The 17,042-nt window shown below is 64.8% G+C and carries 14 protein-coding genes; 8 read left to right on the top strand and 6 right to left on the bottom strand.

The annotated features are described in order from the left end of the window. Window positions 1-146 precede the first annotated feature (146 nt). From VN634_18480 to VN634_18495, 4 genes are all read right to left on the bottom strand, one after another. Complete coding sequence (locus VN634_18480) at window positions 147-773, bottom strand: hypothetical protein (GenBank protein HXC52879.1); 627 nt, start codon at window positions 771-773, stop codon at window positions 147-149. A gap of 229 nt (window positions 774-1,002) precedes the next feature. Continuing rightward, window positions 1,003-1,476 (bottom strand): hypothetical protein, encoded by a 474-nt coding sequence (locus tag VN634_18485; protein ID HXC52880.1) that lies wholly within the window; start codon window positions 1,474-1,476, stop codon window positions 1,003-1,005. Window positions 1,477-1,526: 50 nt separating this feature from the next. Next, window positions 1,527-2,153: a hypothetical protein gene (locus VN634_18490; GenBank protein ID HXC52881.1), complete on the bottom strand. Its 627-nt coding sequence runs from the start codon at window positions 2,151-2,153 to the stop codon at window positions 1,527-1,529. A 111-nt stretch (window positions 2,154-2,264) separates the two neighbouring features. Beyond that, entirely contained in the window at window positions 2,265-3,104 is an 840-nt protein-coding gene (locus VN634_18495) for an aldo/keto reductase (GenBank protein HXC52882.1), read from the bottom strand. A gap of 117 nt (window positions 3,105-3,221) precedes the next feature. Between VN634_18495 and VN634_18500 the strand changes: the two genes are divergently transcribed. The 5 genes from VN634_18500 to VN634_18520 all read left to right on the top strand — a co-directional run bounded on the left by VN634_18500 (window position 3,222) and on the right by VN634_18520 (window position 8,184). Further along, complete coding sequence (locus VN634_18500) at window positions 3,222-4,910, top strand: FAD-dependent oxidoreductase (protein ID HXC52883.1); 1,689 nt, start codon at window positions 3,222-3,224, stop codon at window positions 4,908-4,910. A gap of 174 nt (window positions 4,911-5,084) precedes the next feature. Beyond that, window positions 5,085-5,306, top strand: coding sequence for a UBP-type zinc finger domain-containing protein (locus VN634_18505; protein ID HXC52884.1), 222 nt, complete (start codon window positions 5,085-5,087; stop codon window positions 5,304-5,306). A gap of 20 nt (window positions 5,307-5,326) precedes the next feature. Then, complete coding sequence (locus VN634_18510) at window positions 5,327-5,725, top strand: GFA family protein (protein ID HXC52885.1); 399 nt, start codon at window positions 5,327-5,329, stop codon at window positions 5,723-5,725. Window positions 5,726-5,780: 55 nt separating this feature from the next. Then, a complete protein-coding gene (locus VN634_18515; GenBank protein HXC52886.1) occupies window positions 5,781-6,587 on the top strand; it encodes a hypothetical protein in 807 nt (268 codons plus the stop codon). After that, entirely contained in the window at window positions 6,565-8,184 is a 1,620-nt protein-coding gene (locus tag VN634_18520; GenBank protein HXC52887.1) for a hypothetical protein, read from the top strand. The genes VN634_18515 and VN634_18520 overlap by 23 nt, the downstream gene beginning before the upstream one ends. A 58-nt stretch (window positions 8,185-8,242) precedes the next feature. On the opposite strand, the gene VN634_18525 is transcribed toward VN634_18520, so the two are convergent. Beyond that, window positions 8,243-9,829 (bottom strand): hypothetical protein, encoded by a 1,587-nt coding sequence (locus VN634_18525; protein HXC52888.1) that lies wholly within the window; start codon window positions 9,827-9,829, stop codon window positions 8,243-8,245. A gap of 107 nt (window positions 9,830-9,936) precedes the next feature. Continuing rightward, window positions 9,937-10,764: a hypothetical protein gene (locus tag VN634_18530; protein ID HXC52889.1), complete on the bottom strand. Its 828-nt coding sequence runs from the start codon at window positions 10,762-10,764 to the stop codon at window positions 9,937-9,939. A gap of 742 nt (window positions 10,765-11,506) precedes the next feature. Here VN634_18530 and VN634_18535 point away from each other — a divergent pair. The 3 genes from VN634_18535 to VN634_18545 all read left to right on the top strand — a co-directional run bounded on the left by VN634_18535 (window position 11,507) and on the right by VN634_18545 (window position 17,039). Continuing rightward, the gene (locus VN634_18535; GenBank protein HXC52890.1) at window positions 11,507-13,237 is read left to right on the top strand and encodes an HNH endonuclease signature motif containing protein; all 1,731 of its coding nucleotides are present in this window, start codon (window positions 11,507-11,509) and stop codon (window positions 13,235-13,237) included. Beyond that, a complete protein-coding gene (locus VN634_18540) occupies window positions 13,234-16,275 on the top strand; it encodes an error-prone DNA polymerase (GenBank protein HXC52891.1) in 3,042 nt (1,013 codons plus the stop codon). The genes VN634_18535 and VN634_18540 overlap by 4 nt, the downstream gene beginning before the upstream one ends. 62 nt (window positions 16,276-16,337) lie before the next feature. Beyond that, window positions 16,338-17,039: a Crp/Fnr family transcriptional regulator gene (locus VN634_18545; GenBank protein HXC52892.1), complete on the top strand. Its 702-nt coding sequence runs from the start codon at window positions 16,338-16,340 to the stop codon at window positions 17,037-17,039. Window positions 17,040-17,042 lie beyond the last annotated feature (3 nt).

A 17,042-nucleotide genomic window follows, 5' to 3' on the forward strand; every position in this document is an offset into this window, starting at 1 on the left:
CGGCTTGTCCATCATGTTTCTGGCTGCGCGCATGTTTCTGGCTGCGCGCAAGTTTGCGTCGCGGCGGGCGCCTGACTGTGGTTGCGGGCGTGCTTCCGGACGCGCGCCTGATTCCGCTTCGCGGAGCCGGCGATTCCGTCCCGGGCTTAAGGCAGGCCGCCGCGTCCCGACGAGGCGAGCAGCGACTCGACGGTTCGGATCATCGTCGTGCGCGCGTCGGCGATCTCGAGCTCCAGATCGTGGCGCAGGATACGCCAGCCCTGGAATCCCATCGCGGCGCGAAGCGCATAGAACAGCACGGCGTCACCGGCGAGCTCCGGCGGAAGCACCGCCTCGAGCGACATCTTCTCGAGCATCAGGTGCTGGCTGTAGTCGTTGGCGAGGTAGGGCGACTGGTAACGCCGCAGGTCGGCGGAAATCTTGAACGGCAGGATCGCCTCGTAAAGGTCGATGCGCCGGTCGAGGAGCTCGAAAAGCCTGTCCTTCCACGCGTCGGACTCGTACGGCCGGAAAAATGCCGGGAGCACGCGCGTCTGGACCGATTCGGCGATCTCCTTGTAGAGCGAATCCATCTCTTCGAAGTGCCGAAACACCGTGCGAAGGCTGACGCCGGCGAGCTCGGCAACCTTGGCCGCGCCGGGCGTGACCGTGCCTTCGCGGATGAGCTGCAGCATCGCGTCCACGATGCGCGTCCTGCTGGTGCTGCCGCGCCGCCGCCGCCCGTCGAGCTCTTCTTCGCGCTCGACCGAAGCCATCTTTGCTGTCGTGCTCATGCCCCGCTCGTCCTTCACTGCCCTTCCCCGGACATTTCAGTGAGGCGGAGGTCGACCCGGACTGGTCGATTCCACCTGGCGGCGTTGGCCCCCTTGATAGATTTCCATCGCGCGAAACTGACCGTTTCGCAATCGGCCAGCGCCCTGCGCGAGGCCCTTTATAGTCCGATGGCGCGGTTGTGACGACCGCGGCGCGTCCCGAAGCGGCAGCGATGAAGAAGAGGGGCCTTCAGCCGGCAGCAGGCAGCCGATTCGCCCCGGAGGCAGGCCGGATCGATCGGAACAGGAAGAACACGAGCACCGGCAGCAGCACGAGCGTTGCGTAGACCTCCGGCGGGCGATGCCCCTCCACGCCAGGCTTGAGGATCCACCAGTTGAGAGTCATCACGATGCGCTCGAGCAGAACGAGCGCAAGGTAGAGGGGGATGAGCGTCCGGTAGCGCAGCGCGACGGCGAGCATCGACAGGCCGTGTGCGATCTGCGTCGCGCCGGCCCATGCGAACGCTCCGATGATCGTCGCGCCGGAATGGCTGAGATCGAGGCCGGCAATCGACCCGGCGCCTCCGTCGGGAAGAAACGCGTGAATCGCACCGGGAAGGATGGTCAGGATCGCAGCGACGGCAAGGAACGTTCCTGCGGCGAGCGACCCGCGATACTCACCGTTGGTGCTGGCAGGGAACAACGATCTGCCGAAATCATCCATGCCGGTCCTTCCGCGCGAGCTCGCGTTCGCCCGCTGCGCGCGCGCAGCGTTCAGCGCGCAAGAAGCACTCCAATCTGTGCAAACGACGCTACGATGAGGATCACCAGCCCGATCCATACGCGCGGGCTCGCAAACAGCATCAGGTCCGGACGGGTCGGAAACGAGAACGTCTCGGCGGTTCCGGCCATTTTGAACGGATGCATGGCGAGGAACCGCGGCTGCAGGACGAGCTTCATCATGTCGCGCCGGCTGCGGTAGCGCATGTAGCCCATCATCGTCCATCCCGGGTCGTCGGGAACATGCCATGCGTCGACGTAGCCGCCGATCTTGCGGCCGACGATCGCGGGATGACCGCCGCGTCGCAGCAGCGCGGGCATGAACGAGCGAATGTATTGCTGAAGCAGCTCGGGCCCCGGCGTAGGCACGCCGGTTGTCGGGTGCGGCACGTCGCCGCGCTCGACGCGCACGAGATTGAGCATCACGAACTCGCGGCCGTCGTCGTGTTCGAGAAAGTCGCGCACGACCGCGAGGTCGTTCTTCTCGGCCGAGCTCGTGCCCTGCATGCTGCGCATGAACGAGTCGATCTCGTCGCGCCGCAGCGGTCCGCGCCAGTTGTCGTACCACGCGCGGAAAAGCGCGTAGACGACAGCCGCCGCGAGCCAGATCCACCAGCTCACCGCAATGCTCCGGGCCGGCTGCGCGCTCCCCGCATGCGCCAATATATTGGCATCTGAAGTGCCAATACAAGGGACGGCGCAGCTGCGGTCGGTGCGCTCGGGTTCTGCCGGCTAAAGCATCGGCAGCGAGCGTGGCCGGCGGCCGAGCGGGAACGCCGCGTCGATGCGGGCGATGTCGGCCTCGCTCAGGCGAAGCGTTGCGGCGCCCGCATTCTCGGTCGTATGGGCCAGCTGCGATGCCTTGGGGATCGCGAACGTCGATCGGTCGCGCACGAGAAAGCGAAGTGCAACCTGCCGCGGCGTCGCGCCGTGCCGCTCGGCGATCTCCGCGAGCACGCGGCCTCCTTTCGACTTCGGTCCGGGAAAGGCCCCGGGGCCGAACGGCGTGTACGCGACGACCGCGACGTTGTTCGTCCGGCACCATGGGATCACGTCGTGCTCGATGGCGCGCTCGCCGAGATGGTACAGGACCTGGTTGCACGCGATCCGCCCGGGCCCGGCGATGGCCAGCGCCTCCGCCAGATCCTCGGTATCGAAGTTGCTGACTCCCCACGACAGGATCTTTCCGTCATCCGAAAGCTGCTCGAACGCAGCAATGGTTTCTTCGAGCGGATGGCTTCCCCGCCAGTGCAGGAGGTAACAGTCGAGCCGGTCCGTCTTCAGGCGTGCGAGCGAGCGTTCGCACGCCGTAACCGTTGCGGCACGGGATGCGTGCTGCGGGAGCACCTTGGAAACCAGAAACACTTCGTCGCGCCGGCCGGCGATGACATCGGCGATCACGACTTCGGCGTCGTCGTACATCTCGGCGGTATCGATGTGCGTCATGCCAAGGTCGAGGCCATGGCGCAGGGCAGCTTCGGCCGGTTTGCGCACGGCGGTGCTGATCCGCCAGGTGCCCTGCCCGATCACGGCGACCTTGCGTTTCGTGCAGCCGAAGGTTCGTTGATCCATCCTGCTCATGTTCCAACCTTTATCCTGTCGGCTGCTGTTTGGAATGAGCCCGGGGGCCACCAGTCGGGTGAAACGGGCGCGAGTATCCGCGCACGGCCTGCGCTAGTCAGGTTCCGCATGACGGACGGAGACCGCAGCCGGGGAAACCCGCCCACGCCGCTCTCCGCAAGCGACGAGCGGATGTTCCCGACGCTGACGCCGAAGCAGATGAAACGGATCACGGCGCGCGGAAAAACGCGGTCCGTTCGCGCCGGAGAGATCCTGGTCGAAGCAGGACAGGAAATCCTGTCGTGCTTCGTGGTGATCGCCGGCCATCTCGAAATCGTCCGAAGCTACGCGCTCGGAGAGACGCTGGTGACGGTTCTCGGGCCGGGACAGTTCACGGGCGAGGTCTCGATTCTTTCGGGCCGGCCGTCGCTCGTTCGCATCCGCGCGCTGGAAGCGGGCGAAGCCGTCGAGCTCGACCGTGAACATCTTCTCGCGCTCGTTCAGGTCGACGCCGAGCTGAGCGAGCTCGTCATGCGCGCGTTCATCGTGCGCCGCGTGCAGCTGATCGCAAGCGGCCTCGGCGACGTCGTGCTCATCGGCTCGAACTATTGTTCGGCGACGTTAGGGGTCAAGGAGTTCCTGAACCGCAACGGTCATCCGTACTCCTACGTCGATCTCGATCGCGACCCGGACGTCCAGCAGCTGCTCGACCGGTTTCACGTCACGGCCCACGACGTGCCGGTGCTCATCTGCCGCAATGAAGCCGTGCTGCGAAATCCCACCAATCGCCAGATCGCCGAATGCCTGGGTCTCAACGAAGCCGTCGATGCGCTGCGCATGCGTGACGTGATCGTCGTCGGCGCCGGTCCTGCGGGGCTGGCTGCAGCGGTCTACGCGGCGTCCGAAGGCCTCGACGTGCTCGTGCTCGAGACCAACGCGCCCGGAGGCCAGGCCGGTTCGAGCTCGAAGATCGAAAATTATCTCGGTTTTCCTACCGGCATTTCCGGTCAGGCGCTGGCAGGACGAGCCTTCACGCAGGCGCAGAAGTTCGGCGCCCACGTGATGGTCGCGAGCGGAGCGGTGCGCCTCATCTGCGATCGTTCGCCGTACGTGATCGAGGTCGATGGTGGCGAACGCCTACGCGCACGGACGGTCGTGATTGCCACCGGAGCGCAGTACCGAAAGCCACCGATCGAAAATCTGCCGCTGTTCGAGAATGCCGGCGTGTACTACGGCGCAACGTTCATGGAAGCGCAGCTCTGTCACAGTGAGGAAATCGTGGTGGTCGGCGGCGGCAATTCCGCCGGGCAGGCCGCAGTCTTTCTCTCGCAGACAGCCCGCCACGTTCACATGCTGGTGCGTTCGTCGGGATTGTCCGAGACGATGTCGCGCTACCTCGTTCGCCGCATCGAAGACAACCCGTCGATCACGCTGCACGCGCACACCGAGATCGTGGCGCTCGAAGGCGACGAGCATCTCGAGAAGATACAGTGGCGCAACACGATGGACGGCCATGTCGATTCGCATGCCATCCGGCACGTTTTCATGATGACCGGCGCCGTGCCGGCGACGGCGTGGATCGACGGCTGCATCACGCTCGACACCAACGGCTTCGTCAAGACCGGCCCGGACCTGTCGCCGGAGGACATGGCGGCGCAGCACTGGCCGCTCACGCGTGCCCCATACCTGCTGGAGACCAGCCGGCCGGGAATCCTCGCCGTCGGCGATGCACGCTCCGGCAACATCAAGCGCGTGGCATCCGCAGTCGGCGAAGGCTCGATCGCCATCGCATTCGTCCACCGCATCCTTCATGAGTAGTCGCAGCAGGCGCAGCCGTGAGTAGTTGGAAAACGCGCAGCTGTGAGTACTCGGAAGACGCGCAGCCATGAATCGTCGCAAGAGGCGCACCCGTGATAGTCCGAAGACGCGCAACGGGAGTTACCAATGAAGGCAATGGCCTGTGACCACATTGACGCGATTTCGAAGGTTCGATTGCCGGAACGAAGGGAGTGCGAGGAATGCGTCAGGATCGGCAGCGGCTGGGTTCACCTGCGAATCTGCCAGGAGTGCGGCGCGACGCGGTGCTGCGATGACTCGCCGAACCGGCATGCGACCGCGCATGCAAAAGCAACCGGGCATCCGGTGATCGCGTCGGCCGAGCCGCTCGAGCAGTGGCTGTACTGCTATCCCGACGACGCGTTCGTCGAGTACTAGAACGTAAGGAGCGAGAGGCCATGCTCGAAGGCTCGTGCCTGTGTGGAAGCATCCGCTACGAAATCCGCGGTGAGCCGATCGTGATGTACCACTGTCACTGCGGCACGTGCCGCGCGGCTTCCGGTGCATCGTTCGCAACCAACATCCTGGTGGCCGCCGATGCGTTCTCGGTGATCGACGGGCGCGACAAGCTTTCGTCTTACGAATCGAGCCCGGCCAAGCGCCGCTGGTTCTGTTCGAGCTGCGGCTCGCCGATCTACAGCCACGCGGATGCGACGAGCCATGTCGTCAGCGTCCGGTGCGGTACCCTCCGGTCGGATCCGGGCGTGCGCCCGTCATGGCACGCGTACGTGGCAACGAAGGCGCCGTGGACCGAGCTTTGTGACGAACTTCCGCAGATGCCGGAAGGCGCGGGCTGAAACTTCGTTTTCGCCTCTTGTTCGCCGGAAAGGGCTCTGCTAAACGGGCCGGGTTATGGAAGCCCCTGTCCCGAACGCACTGCCTCTGCTGTCCGATCCCGGCGAATCCCGGGCGGAATCCGTGCAGGCGGCACTGGTCCGGAATCTTTCGGCCCCGCCCGTTCAAGACACTTCGATCGCGGCCGTCTGGGAGCTTTCGGCTCTGGCAGGACGTCTCGTCGAAATCACCGGCGGATCGGTTTCGATGCCGGCAACCAGCATGGCCTCCAGCAGCAATGCTTCCGCCGGTGAGCCGCGTACCCGCGCAACCAGCATCTGGGACATCGACGAATCGCGCCGCTACGGCAGCGCCGCACTGACGGTCGCGGCCGGCCTTGTCTGGAAGGCCCAGCAGCTCGGCGAGCCGGTAGCCTGGATCAACGTTCGGTCTTCGAGTTTTTTTCCACCGGATCTCGACGCAGCCGGCATCGACTTGGCGGCGCTCGTCGTCGTTCGCATCAACTCCAACCGGCCTGACGGCCTGACGGACGCGCGGGCAGCGGCGCGCGCAGCCGACAAGCTGCTGCGGTCCGGAGCGTTCGGTCTCGTCATTCTCGACCTCGGTGCACAGGCCGATGTGCCGTCGCCTCTTCTCAGCCGCCTGCTCGGACTCGCGCAGAAACACCACGCCGCGGTGGTGTTCCTGACCGAACGATCCGCCGACAGTTCGCTCGCACCGATCGTCTCGCTGCGGGTCGCGGCTTCGCGCCGGCAGCTCGGCGCCGGCCGTTTCGCGTGCACGATCGAAGCACGCAAAGACAAGCGACGCGCTCCCGGCTGGACCCATGAGGAAACCTTCCGTGGACCGCCGGGCCTGCGTTGACGTTCCTGCGCTGGCGCTGCAGCTGCTGCTTCGCGCGCATCCGGAATGGAACGCACTTCCCGCTGCGGTCGTCGATGCCGACGAGCCGAACGGCAAGCTCCTCTGGCTGAACGAGCGCGCATGGCGCGGCGGGCTGCGCGCCGGCATGCGCTATGCGTCGGCGCTCTCGCTCGACGGACGCCTGCGTGCCGGTGTCGTTGTCAAAACCGAGATCGACGCGGCGGCGGCCGCGATTCTGGAGACGCTGCGGCTGCACACGCCGAACATCGAGCCGTCGCGCGAAGAGCCCGGCGTGTTCTGGCTCGATGCCAACGGTCTCGAAAGCCTCTACGCGAGCATCGAGGCATGGGCGCGAGCGGTGGCGCGCAGCCTGCACGCAGCTGGTTACGATGCGCGCGTTGCCGCCGGCTTCACGCGCTTCGGAACCTATGCCCTTGCGAAAACGCAGAAACGCCGCGTGCTCGTCTGCCACAGCGAAGAAGAAGAGCGCCGCCGCGCACGCGATGTCACGCTCGAGCGTCTCGGCATCGATCCCGACCTGCTCGGCAAGCTCTCGCGGCTCGGCGTGCGTACCGTCGGCGGTTTCCTCGACCTGCCGGCCGACGGGATCCGACGGCGTTTTGGCAACGACGCGTGGCTGCTGCATCGCCGTGCACGCGGAGACGCATGGGATCCGCTGGCTGCGCGCGCGGCAGAAGAGCCGCTGCGGCGCACGCTTCTTCTCGAAGATCCGGTGAGCGACTCCGGCATCGTGCTGTTTCTGGTGCGTGGCCTGCTCGGCCTGCTTCTCGCTTCGATGGCCGCGCAGGGGAAAGCGGTCGCTCTGCTTGCGATCTCACTTCATCGCAGCCTGCGCCGCGACCGTCCTTCCGTTGTATTCGATGTTCGCGCCGCCGAGCCGACGCTCGACGAAGCGGTGCTCATCGATCTCGTACGACTTCGTCTCGAGACAGAAATCCGGCGCGAGCTTGCGGGTTCGTCGATCATCGAAATCGAAGTCGAGGCGCAGGCGGCCGCAGCCGGCGCCGATCAGCTTCGCCTGTTCCATGACCGTACACGCCGCGACCTTGCCGCCGGCGCGCGCGCGATCGCGCGCGTGAAGGCCGAGTTCGGAGAAAGCTCGGTCGTGCGCGCGGTGCTGCGCCAGGGACATCTTCCCGAAGCGGGCTTTGCGTGGGAGACGTTGGAGAACCTCATTGCTCCATCGCCGCGCGTCGTGCTGCGCAAACCGCTCGTGCGCCGCCTCGAGCAGCAGCCGCTCGCGCTGCCGCCGAAACCGTTTCGCGAGCGCGACGACTGCTGGATCGCGTCGCCGGCAACCGGCCAGCGGCGCGCATTGCGCGCCAAAGCGCGTACGTATGAGCAGGATGCACAACGACCGGCTCCGCCGGAGGTGCGCGAAAGTGCCGCGGCCGGGCGCGGCACGGCTCACGGTCGCGTCGAGAACATGGCGGGGCCGTACATCGTCTCCGGCGGATGGTGGAATCGCGAGCTGCATCGCGAGTATCATTACGCGAGCACCGAGAGCGGAGAGATCCTGTGGGTCTATTATGACCGGCAGCGGCGACGGTGGTTTCTTGCGGGGAAGGTCGAGTAGTACGACGCCGTCCTGTGAACGCATTGTGACCGGCAGACGTCGCGACCCGGCTGATTCCTTACGGAGCCTTCGCTTTGAAAAGTTCCGCCGTGTTGGTGTCGGCGTCGGCGAACTCGCTCGACCAGCACTGGTAAGACTGAACCACCTGCACCGTCACGTCGCTTTCCTGGTTGAACATCCGGTCACCACTGTAGGGAAGCGGCATCGGGACGTTCTCGCCCTTCGCCAGCAACTGCGCCGACGGACGAGCTCCCAGGCCGTTGAGCAATCGGAATTTGGTGATTCCGTCCTGCGCTCCTGCAGGATCGGCGAATACATAACTCGAATACAGCCCGTCATTCACGGGTCTCCATCCGTCGGCGCCGACACCCAGCTCTGCCGCCAGCGTGTGCTGACCTGCCACGGAATCGTACACGCACATCATTGCGTCCTGATCAGTTGCGTAAATCGAGGCGTCGCCGGCGCCGCGCCAGTTCCAGAGTATCCGGTCGCCCGAATCGACGGCTGCCTTCTTCACTCTGAGCGATACGCGCACAGCGGGCACGCAGGAATTCAGCGGCTCGGACGGACAAAAAACGCCGTGCTGATTACCCGCAATCTGACCGGAAGAGTTGATTGCGACGCCGACGCTCGTCTTCGCTCCTTCCAGCAGTGAAACGTCGGTGGTCACACCGCCGGCATAGACAACGGCGTGATCGGTGGCCAGCGCCATGACCTGCCCGTTGTCGTTGATCGATTGCGGCTCGAAATTGCCGATGTCGGTCATGATCCCGCCGTCGTAGAGAAAGCCGTGCGTGTTTCCCGACACCGTCGACGAGCCGACGATCTGACCCGCGCTGTTGATTGCAACCGCCGCCGATGAGTCGGCGGCAGTGCCGCCGAGTGTCCCGAGATCGGTCATGACGCCACCCTGGTAGAGGAACGCGTGATCGACGCCTCCCGCAGTCTGCGAAACTCCCACGACCTGGCCGGCATCGTTGATGGCGCGTGGAAAGGTGTCGCCGCCCAGCGTTCCAAGGTCGGTCATCACGCCGCCGGAGTAAAGAAAACCGCGCGTAGCTACGTAAGAGACGGAAACGCCAACCACTTGTCCGGAGCTGTTCATCGCGACCGGAGAACTGCTCAGATCCGAGCCCAGCACCCCGAGATCGGTCATCACGCCTCCTTCATGGAGAAAGGCGTGCCTGCCCTGGGGCGCATCCGTCTCGCCGGCAACCTGGCCCGCATCGTTGATCAGAAGGGCGCGGCTGGAGCCTGGACTGAGCGTTCCGAGATCCGTCATGACGCCGCCGCTGTAGCGGAACGCTCGCGGGAGCCCATAATCGAAATTCGCCATCCCGACGACCTGACCGGCGTTGTTGACGTCGAATCCGACGCTCGCGATCGTCGATCCACCCAGATCCGTCATCGTTCCGGCGGAATAGAGAAACGCGTGACCGGAGATGTTGCTGCCGGGCGCGAAAGTGGAATGCCCGGTGATCTGGCCGGAATCGTTCATGGCGTACGCATAGCAGTCGACGCCGCCGAGCGTTCCCAGCGACGACGACGACCCGCCCGAGGAAAGAAAACAGTCCTTGTTCGCGTTCGCCTGCGCCGGGATCAGTGCAAGAAGACAGAGGGTGGGCAGCGCAAGGCGAGATTGCATCGAAGCTCCTTTGTACGGGATCACAATGGTCGGAGCTTATACCACCGGATGTCACCGCCGGGTCAATGCGGAATTTGTTTCTCGCGGAGGACGTCCAACAGCGTGGGTCAGTCCAGATCGCACACTCCCCAGTTTTGCACTGCACCGGTTCCACCCGGCCACTGCACGGTCGCGCTGGTATCGCACGAAGACGAGTCGAGCTTCGGGCGCGATTCGCCGAACAGGTCCGCGCAGATTTCCGTCGTGCACCTCGGGTCGGCGTCATTGCCGGTCACGGTCGAATGAATGAGCTTGGTATGCGGGCCGACGACTCCGGCTTTGCCGTTTCCGGAAATGTGCGAGTCCGTGACGCGTGCCTTCAGCTGCGCGACCAATGCCGTTCCGGAAAGAAGGCCATTGTCACCTATCCCGTTGCCGGTCAGCTCCGAGCTTTCAACGATCGCGTAAAAACTCCAGACTCCGGAATGGCGATTTCCGCTGATGACTGCATCCTGAAGACTGACTCGACGAGCAACGACGCCTTTGGAGCCGCCGGTGATGGTTGCTCCGATGACTTCGACACGGGTTCCGGACCATTGGTACGGCGGCGTACCGACAACCCCGCCGTCCCCATTCGGAGAACCGACGATGGTGCCTGGGCCGAGGATCGTACAGCGTGGATCGCACACGACCGTCGGAACGTCTTCGCTGGCGCGACTCGTCAGCGTGAAGCCTCGAAGGTCAACGATGCCATCCGATCCCACGGTCAGTGTGGGCTCGTCGGTGGTGTCACCCAAGCAATCGAGATCGGCGGACAGATAGCCGCCGCCCTCGAGAACCTGTCCGCAGGAATTGATCTCGACCGAATTCGCCGCGTGGGCGTTCGAACCGGGCGATAGAATTGCGCCGGCAGTAAAGAGCACAAGGAAGACTCGTGACGCCATTCTGGGTTTCATGAGTTGGGCCTCCCGCACGGCAACGAGCAGTCGCTGCAATGCGACCTTAGCGGTCCGTCCGAACTACCGCCATCGACCGGCCGGCCGCCCGCCATCGGCCTCGTGCCGATGCTGATCGAGACGTTCGAAGTGGCGGCGGGCTGAATGCAACGGTTTCGCTCGAGGCAGGTGCAGGCGACGTTCGTTGCACGCGGCTAACGAATGCAGGTTGGCGCTCGCCGCGGCGTAAAATGAAAAAGGCTCCGCGTACTGGACGCGGAGCCTTTTCACGTTTGTTATCCCGCCTCGCGCGAACCACGCGCCAAAGGCGACGTCGCGTTACCGACAGGTGCCGCGGGTTACGGACAAGGAATCGTGTGTGCGCGATAACATCGCGGCGCTGCGGACGGGCAAAGCGAAAGAGAAAAATGAAACCGGAGTGCGATTGCGCGCTCGTCGAACAGTGCGGGCATTTCCGGGTCCGCCGGCGGCGGACCTGCGCGGGTCGAATCGGTAAGTGTGCCGGCCGAACCGGTTGCGCCAAGAGGGGTCGGCGTATGCGTTTATGTAATTTCTGCGGGTTAAACGGCATTTTCCGCTTGCGGCGGACAGCGGGTTTCGCCATATTTTCGCCATGGAGCCGGCGCTGGAACCCGTGCAGCAACGGTCACCGTCGCCACGGCGGAATGCGGATTTCCGGCATCCCGCGCGGCATTTCGATTGGTTGCTGGAGTCGCTGTCGACGACAGGTGGGAACCCGGCCGTGTGCCGGGCTGTCGAGCCGCAGCTTCCCCTCGATGACGCCGGCCTGGAGAGAATCATTCTTCAGAAAACGCGCCGGACCTCGCGGCTTCGTTTCCTGCGCGGACGTCTTGCGGCATCGATGCGATCCAAGCGCAGCTGGTGCGTTCTCGGTTACTCGCGCATCGGCGACTACAGCCGCGAGCGCCTCGGCATCGCCGGCCGTACCCTCGAGGACGATGCGCGTGTTGCCGGCGCGCTCGAGCATCTTCCCCATCTTGCAACGGCGTTTGTCGAGTCGCGTCTTTCGTGGACAAAGGTTCGTCTGGTGTCGGCCGTTGCGAGCGCGACAAACGAGCTCGGCTGGATCGGGATTGCGCAGCACTGCGATACGAGAACCCTCGCCGCGCGCGTAAGGGATCACGCCAATGCCGTGCGAAACCCGCAAGCGGCATTGCAATCAGCCGATCTTCCTTGTGTCGACCCGACCGGCGATCCCGAAGATTGCCCGGTCCGTTTCTCGGTACGTATTTCCCGCGACGGGCGGCGGCTGTGGCGTGCGACGTGCGAGATGGCCGAGCGCAGCGCGGGCTCGTCGCTTACGCGCGCGCAGGTTCTCGAGCTCGTCGTAGCGGAAGCGGCAAGTGGAGCGCCGCTTTGTGGCGAAGTGCAGCCGGATGCGTGCGGCATGCGGCCTCCCAGGCAGCCCGCTGCTGAGGCCTCGGCAGGCGACCAGTCATCGCAACCCGACGACGGCGGATTCGAGGCGCAGGATCTCGATCCCGCGGAGATTGCCGCATTCGACTGCGACGCTGCCACCGATCCGTTCACCCTCGACGCACGGCTGCGCGGCATCGAGCGTGCGATCCAGCGCATCGACTGCGAGCTCGGCGGGCTGCTCGTTCTTGCGCTCGAGCGCCGCATTCATCGCGCGTTCGGCTTCACGAGGTTCGCCGACTACGTCGAAGACCGGCTCGACTTCTGTGCCCGCAAGGCGTGGCTGCTGATTGCCATCGAGCGTCAAGCTGCGAGCCATTCCGGCGAGCTGGCTTCGGCGTATCGGGAAGGCCGGCTGTCCTATCTTGCGGTGAGCGCACTGCTTCCCGTGACGGGGTCGCGCCACGACGCAGCCTGGATCGCGCGTGCGCAGGCGGTGACGCTTCGCCGGCTCGAGGACGAGGTCGAGTGGGCTCTCGACCAGCGTGATGCATCGTCCGGCAGCGAGTCGTTCGAAGCCCCTGCCCCGCCGCCGCTCGACCACGACGTTCGCGCCGAACGACTGTCGGTGCTCGAGCGCGAGCGAGTGCAAATGCGTGCGCACGGCGAAGCGGATTCGACCGCGCGTTCGGTCGAGCTCACGCTGCGGGTTCCATCCGAAGTCGCCTCTCTTGCCGAGCAAACGATGCTCGCGCTGCGCCGCGGCGGCGAATCCCGCGGCTCGGCATTCGAGCGGATGGTCGCGCAGGCACTTCTCGAATGGATGTCGGCGCCGAAACACCGCGATCCGGTGTTCGAGCGCGACGGCTGGCGCTGCGCAGTGCCCGGTTGCCGCTCGCGTCGCAATCTTCACGATCACCATGTGCTGTTTCGTTCGCTCGGCGGCGGGAATGCGCAGGGCAACCGCATTACGGTCTGCGCGTCACACCATCTGCATGGCCTGCATGCGGGCCGTATTCGTGCGCGCGGCCGCGCACCGCTCGGGATCGTCTGGGATATGCCGCTCGGAAAGCTGTTCGGAGATCGCTACCTGTGATCGCGTACGCGGCTCTGTGGTGCAAGAGCAACGGGTCGTTCCTGCGCGGCGCGAGTCATCCGGAAGAGCTCGTCGACCGCGCTGCCGAGCTCGGGCTTTCGGCGCTCGCAGTTACGGACGTCGACGGAATGTACGGCATCGTCCGCGCTCACGAGCGTGCCCGCGAGCTCGGCGTCCACCTCATCGTCGGCTCCGAGATCACGATCGAGGACGGCACGCGCATCGTGCTCCTTGCCGAGGATCGCGAAGGCCATCGGAGCATCTGTCGATTGATCACGAAGGGGCGGCTTCGTTGTGAGAAAGGCGATTCGTGGGTCACCTGGCGCGAAATCTGCGAGCATGCCAGCGGCGTTCTCGCACTGTGGGGCGGCGAGCGCAGCCTGCTCGCAAGCCGCATCGAGCCGCATCTTGTCGCCAAAGACCTGCGCGATGCTTTTGGAGACAGGCTCTACGCCATGGTCGCCCGCCATCGCCGTGCGGAAGAGCCGCACCAGGAAGCACGCCTGCGCGAGCGCGCTTCGCGATACGGCATCGCGACCGTGGCGGCCAAAGAAGTTCTCTATCACGTGCGTTCGCGGCGTCCGCTTCACGACGTCCTCACGTGCATCCGCGAAGACGTCACGCTCGCCAACGCCGGCCGGCGCATCCAGCCGAATGCCGAGCATGCGCTCGAGACATCGTACGCGATGGCCGGCCTGTTCGCCGACGACATGGCCTCGCTCGAGCGCACTCGCGAAGTCGCCGCACGTTGCCAGTTCTCGCTCGACCAGATCCGCTATCGCTATCCGACCGAAGGCGCGATCGAGAGGCTGGAGTGCGCCGTGCTTCAGGGCGCTCGGGAACGATATGGCGACGTGCCCCGCGACGTTGCCGAGCAGCTCGAAAAAGAGCTGGCTCTCATTCGCGAGCTCGACTACGGCGGTTACTTCCTGACGATGCACGAGATCGTCGAGTTCTGCCGCAGCCGCGGAATTCTCTGCCAGGGCCGCGGGTCGGCGGCCAATTCGGCGGTCTGCTATTGCCTCGGCATCACCGCGATCGATCCGGTACGGATGGGTTTTCTGTTCGAGCGCTTCCTGTCGCGCGAGCGCGCCGAGCCGCCCGACATCGACCTCGACATCATGCACGAGCGTCGCGAAGAGGTGATCCAGCACGTCTACGAGAAATACGGCCGCAGTCATGCCGCGATGGTCGCCAATGTCGTCCGCTACCGGCCGCGGTCCGCGGTAAGAGACGTAGGGAAAGCTCTGGGGATTCCCGGCACTGCGCTGGACCGCCTTGCGCGGCTTCTGTCGCATTACGGCGACATCGCCGTCGAGACGATGTCGGCGGCAGGGCTCGACCCCGGCATCGGCGCCGGCGCGCACCTGTTCTCGCTCGCGAACGAAATTCTCGATTTCCCGCGGCATCTGTCGATCCATCCCGGCGGCTTCCTGCTCGGTCACGAACCGGTCAGCGACATCGTTCCGATCGAGAACGCGACGATGGAAGGCCGCACGGTCATCCAGTGGGACAAGGACGACATCGAGACGCTCGGCCTTTTCAAGGTCGACCTGCTCGGGCTCGGTGCGCTGACGATGCTCGATCTTGCGCTGAAAGAGCTGCGGCGGTGCCGGGGGATCGAGCTGTCGATGGCCACGATTCCAGCAGAAGACAGCGAGAGTTATGAATTGATGTCTCGCGGCGACACGGTCGGCGTCTTCCAGATCGAAAGCCGCGCGCAGATGGCAATGCTGCCGCGTCTCCAGCCACGCACGTTCTACGATCTCGTCATCCAGATCAGCATCGTGCGGCCCGGGCCGATTACCGGCGGCATGGTCCATCCGTATCTGCGCCGCCGCGCCGGCGAAGAGCCGATCGAGTATCCGCACGAATGCCTGCGCCCGGTGCTCGCACGAACGCTCGGCGTGCCGCTGTTCCAGGAACAGGTGATGCGCCTGGCGATGGTCGCGGCCGACTACACGCCGGGCGAAGCCGATCAGCTTCGAAGGGACATGGCCGCATGGCGCCGTACCGGCCGCATCGAAAAGCACCGCGAGCGCCTCATCGCACGCATGACGGCCAAGGGGATCCGCCACGAATTTGCCGAACGGGTCTTCGAACAGATCCGCGGCTTCGGCGAATACGGTTTTCCGGAAAGCCATGCGGCCAGCTTCGCGCTGATCGCGTACGCGACGGCGTGGCTGCGCTGCCACTACCCGGTCGAATTCACGTGCGGCCTGCTCAATGCACAGCCGATGGGATTCTATTCGGTCTCGACCATCGTCGGCGATGCGGCCCGCCACGGCGTCGAAATCTTTCCGATCGACGTCCAGACAAGCGCAATCGACTGCACGATGGAGCTCACGGCGAAAGACTTCGGCGTGCGCATGGGGCTTCGCTTCGTCAAAGGGCTTGCCAGAACTGACGCGGAATCGATCGTGCGAAACCAGCCGTACGAATCCATGGACGATTTCGTCCGTTCGAGCGGCGTCGGGCGGCCTGCTCTCGAAGCTCTCGCCGAAGCCGGCGCGCTCGAAAACCTCGAGAGCGACCGGCGTCGCGCCCTCTGGCAGGCGAATACGCCCACGCCGCTTCTGCTCGAAGACCGTACGCCGGTACCCGCTTTCGATGCGCTGACCGACTTCGAAACGATCGCGTGGGACCACCTGCGCACGGCGCACAGCGTACGTGGTTATCCGCTCGGCCCGCTTCGTGAAGAGCTGCGGAGCCGAGGACTTCCCACCGCAGCCGAGCTCGTGCGCATCGGCGACGGCCGGCAGGTCGATTTCGCCGGCATCGTGATCTGTCGCCAGCGGCCAAGCACAGCCAAGGGTGTGGTCTTTATGACGCTCGAAGACGAAACGGGGTTCGTCAACGTGATCCTCTGGCAAAGCGTGCTCGACGAGTACCCCATTCTCGCCAGGACGGCCTCATTCCTCGGCGTCAGCGGCAAGCTCCAGGCCGAGGGCCGCGTCGTGCACGTCGTGGCCAGCCGCTTGTGGGTGCCGAAACTTGCGCAAAAACCAGCACAAGCGACGAGCCGCGACTTTCACTGACTCGGTTGCTCGCGTATCTATCGTCCATGCCGACGAACGTACCGAGTCCACGCGAGATCAGCATGCTTCTCCGGCAATCGCTTCTGTTCCGGGGCCTTCAGGACGCCGAAGTCGCGCCACTCGTCGAAGCCGTAAAAATCCAGAAAGCCAAGGCCGATTCGATCATTCTGCGTCGCGGAGATCCCGGCGACACGATGCTGATCGTCGTTTCAGGCCGTGTGAAGATTATCGCCACGTCGATGCGCGACACCGAGCTCCTGCTGACCATCGTCGAGCGGGGCCAGATTTTCGGCGAGCTTTCGGTTCTCGACGGCCGCGAGCGATCGGCCGACGCAGTGGCACTGACAAATGTTACGCTCCTGTGCCTCGACCGGAAGTCGGTACTCGACTTTCTGACCGTCCGCACCGACGTGCTGTTCCGCGTGCTGTCGGTCGTCTGTGCAAAGCTGCGGGCCACGACCGATATGGCCGAGCGCTCGGCGTTCCTTTCCCCGCCCGCCCGGCTTTTCCGTTGTCTGCTCGATTTCGCCAAGGTGAACGGCGAAACCAGCGGCGAAGGTCTGCGGGTACTGCACCGCCTGCCCCAGCGCGAGCTTGCCTCCAGCATCACGTCGTCGCGGGAAACCGTGAACAAGATTCTCCAGCACTGGAAAAAGCTCGATCTGGTCGAAACCGGCAGCGGCTACGTCTGGATCAAGAACGTCGCCCAGCTGGCTTCGGAAGTCGGCCTCGCCGGATACGCCGACAGCCTCGGCAACCCGTAACGA

The organism is Candidatus Limnocylindrales bacterium (assembly GCA_035571835.1).
Taxonomy (GTDB): Bacteria; Desulfobacterota; Binatia; order UBA1149; family CAITLU01; genus DATNBU01.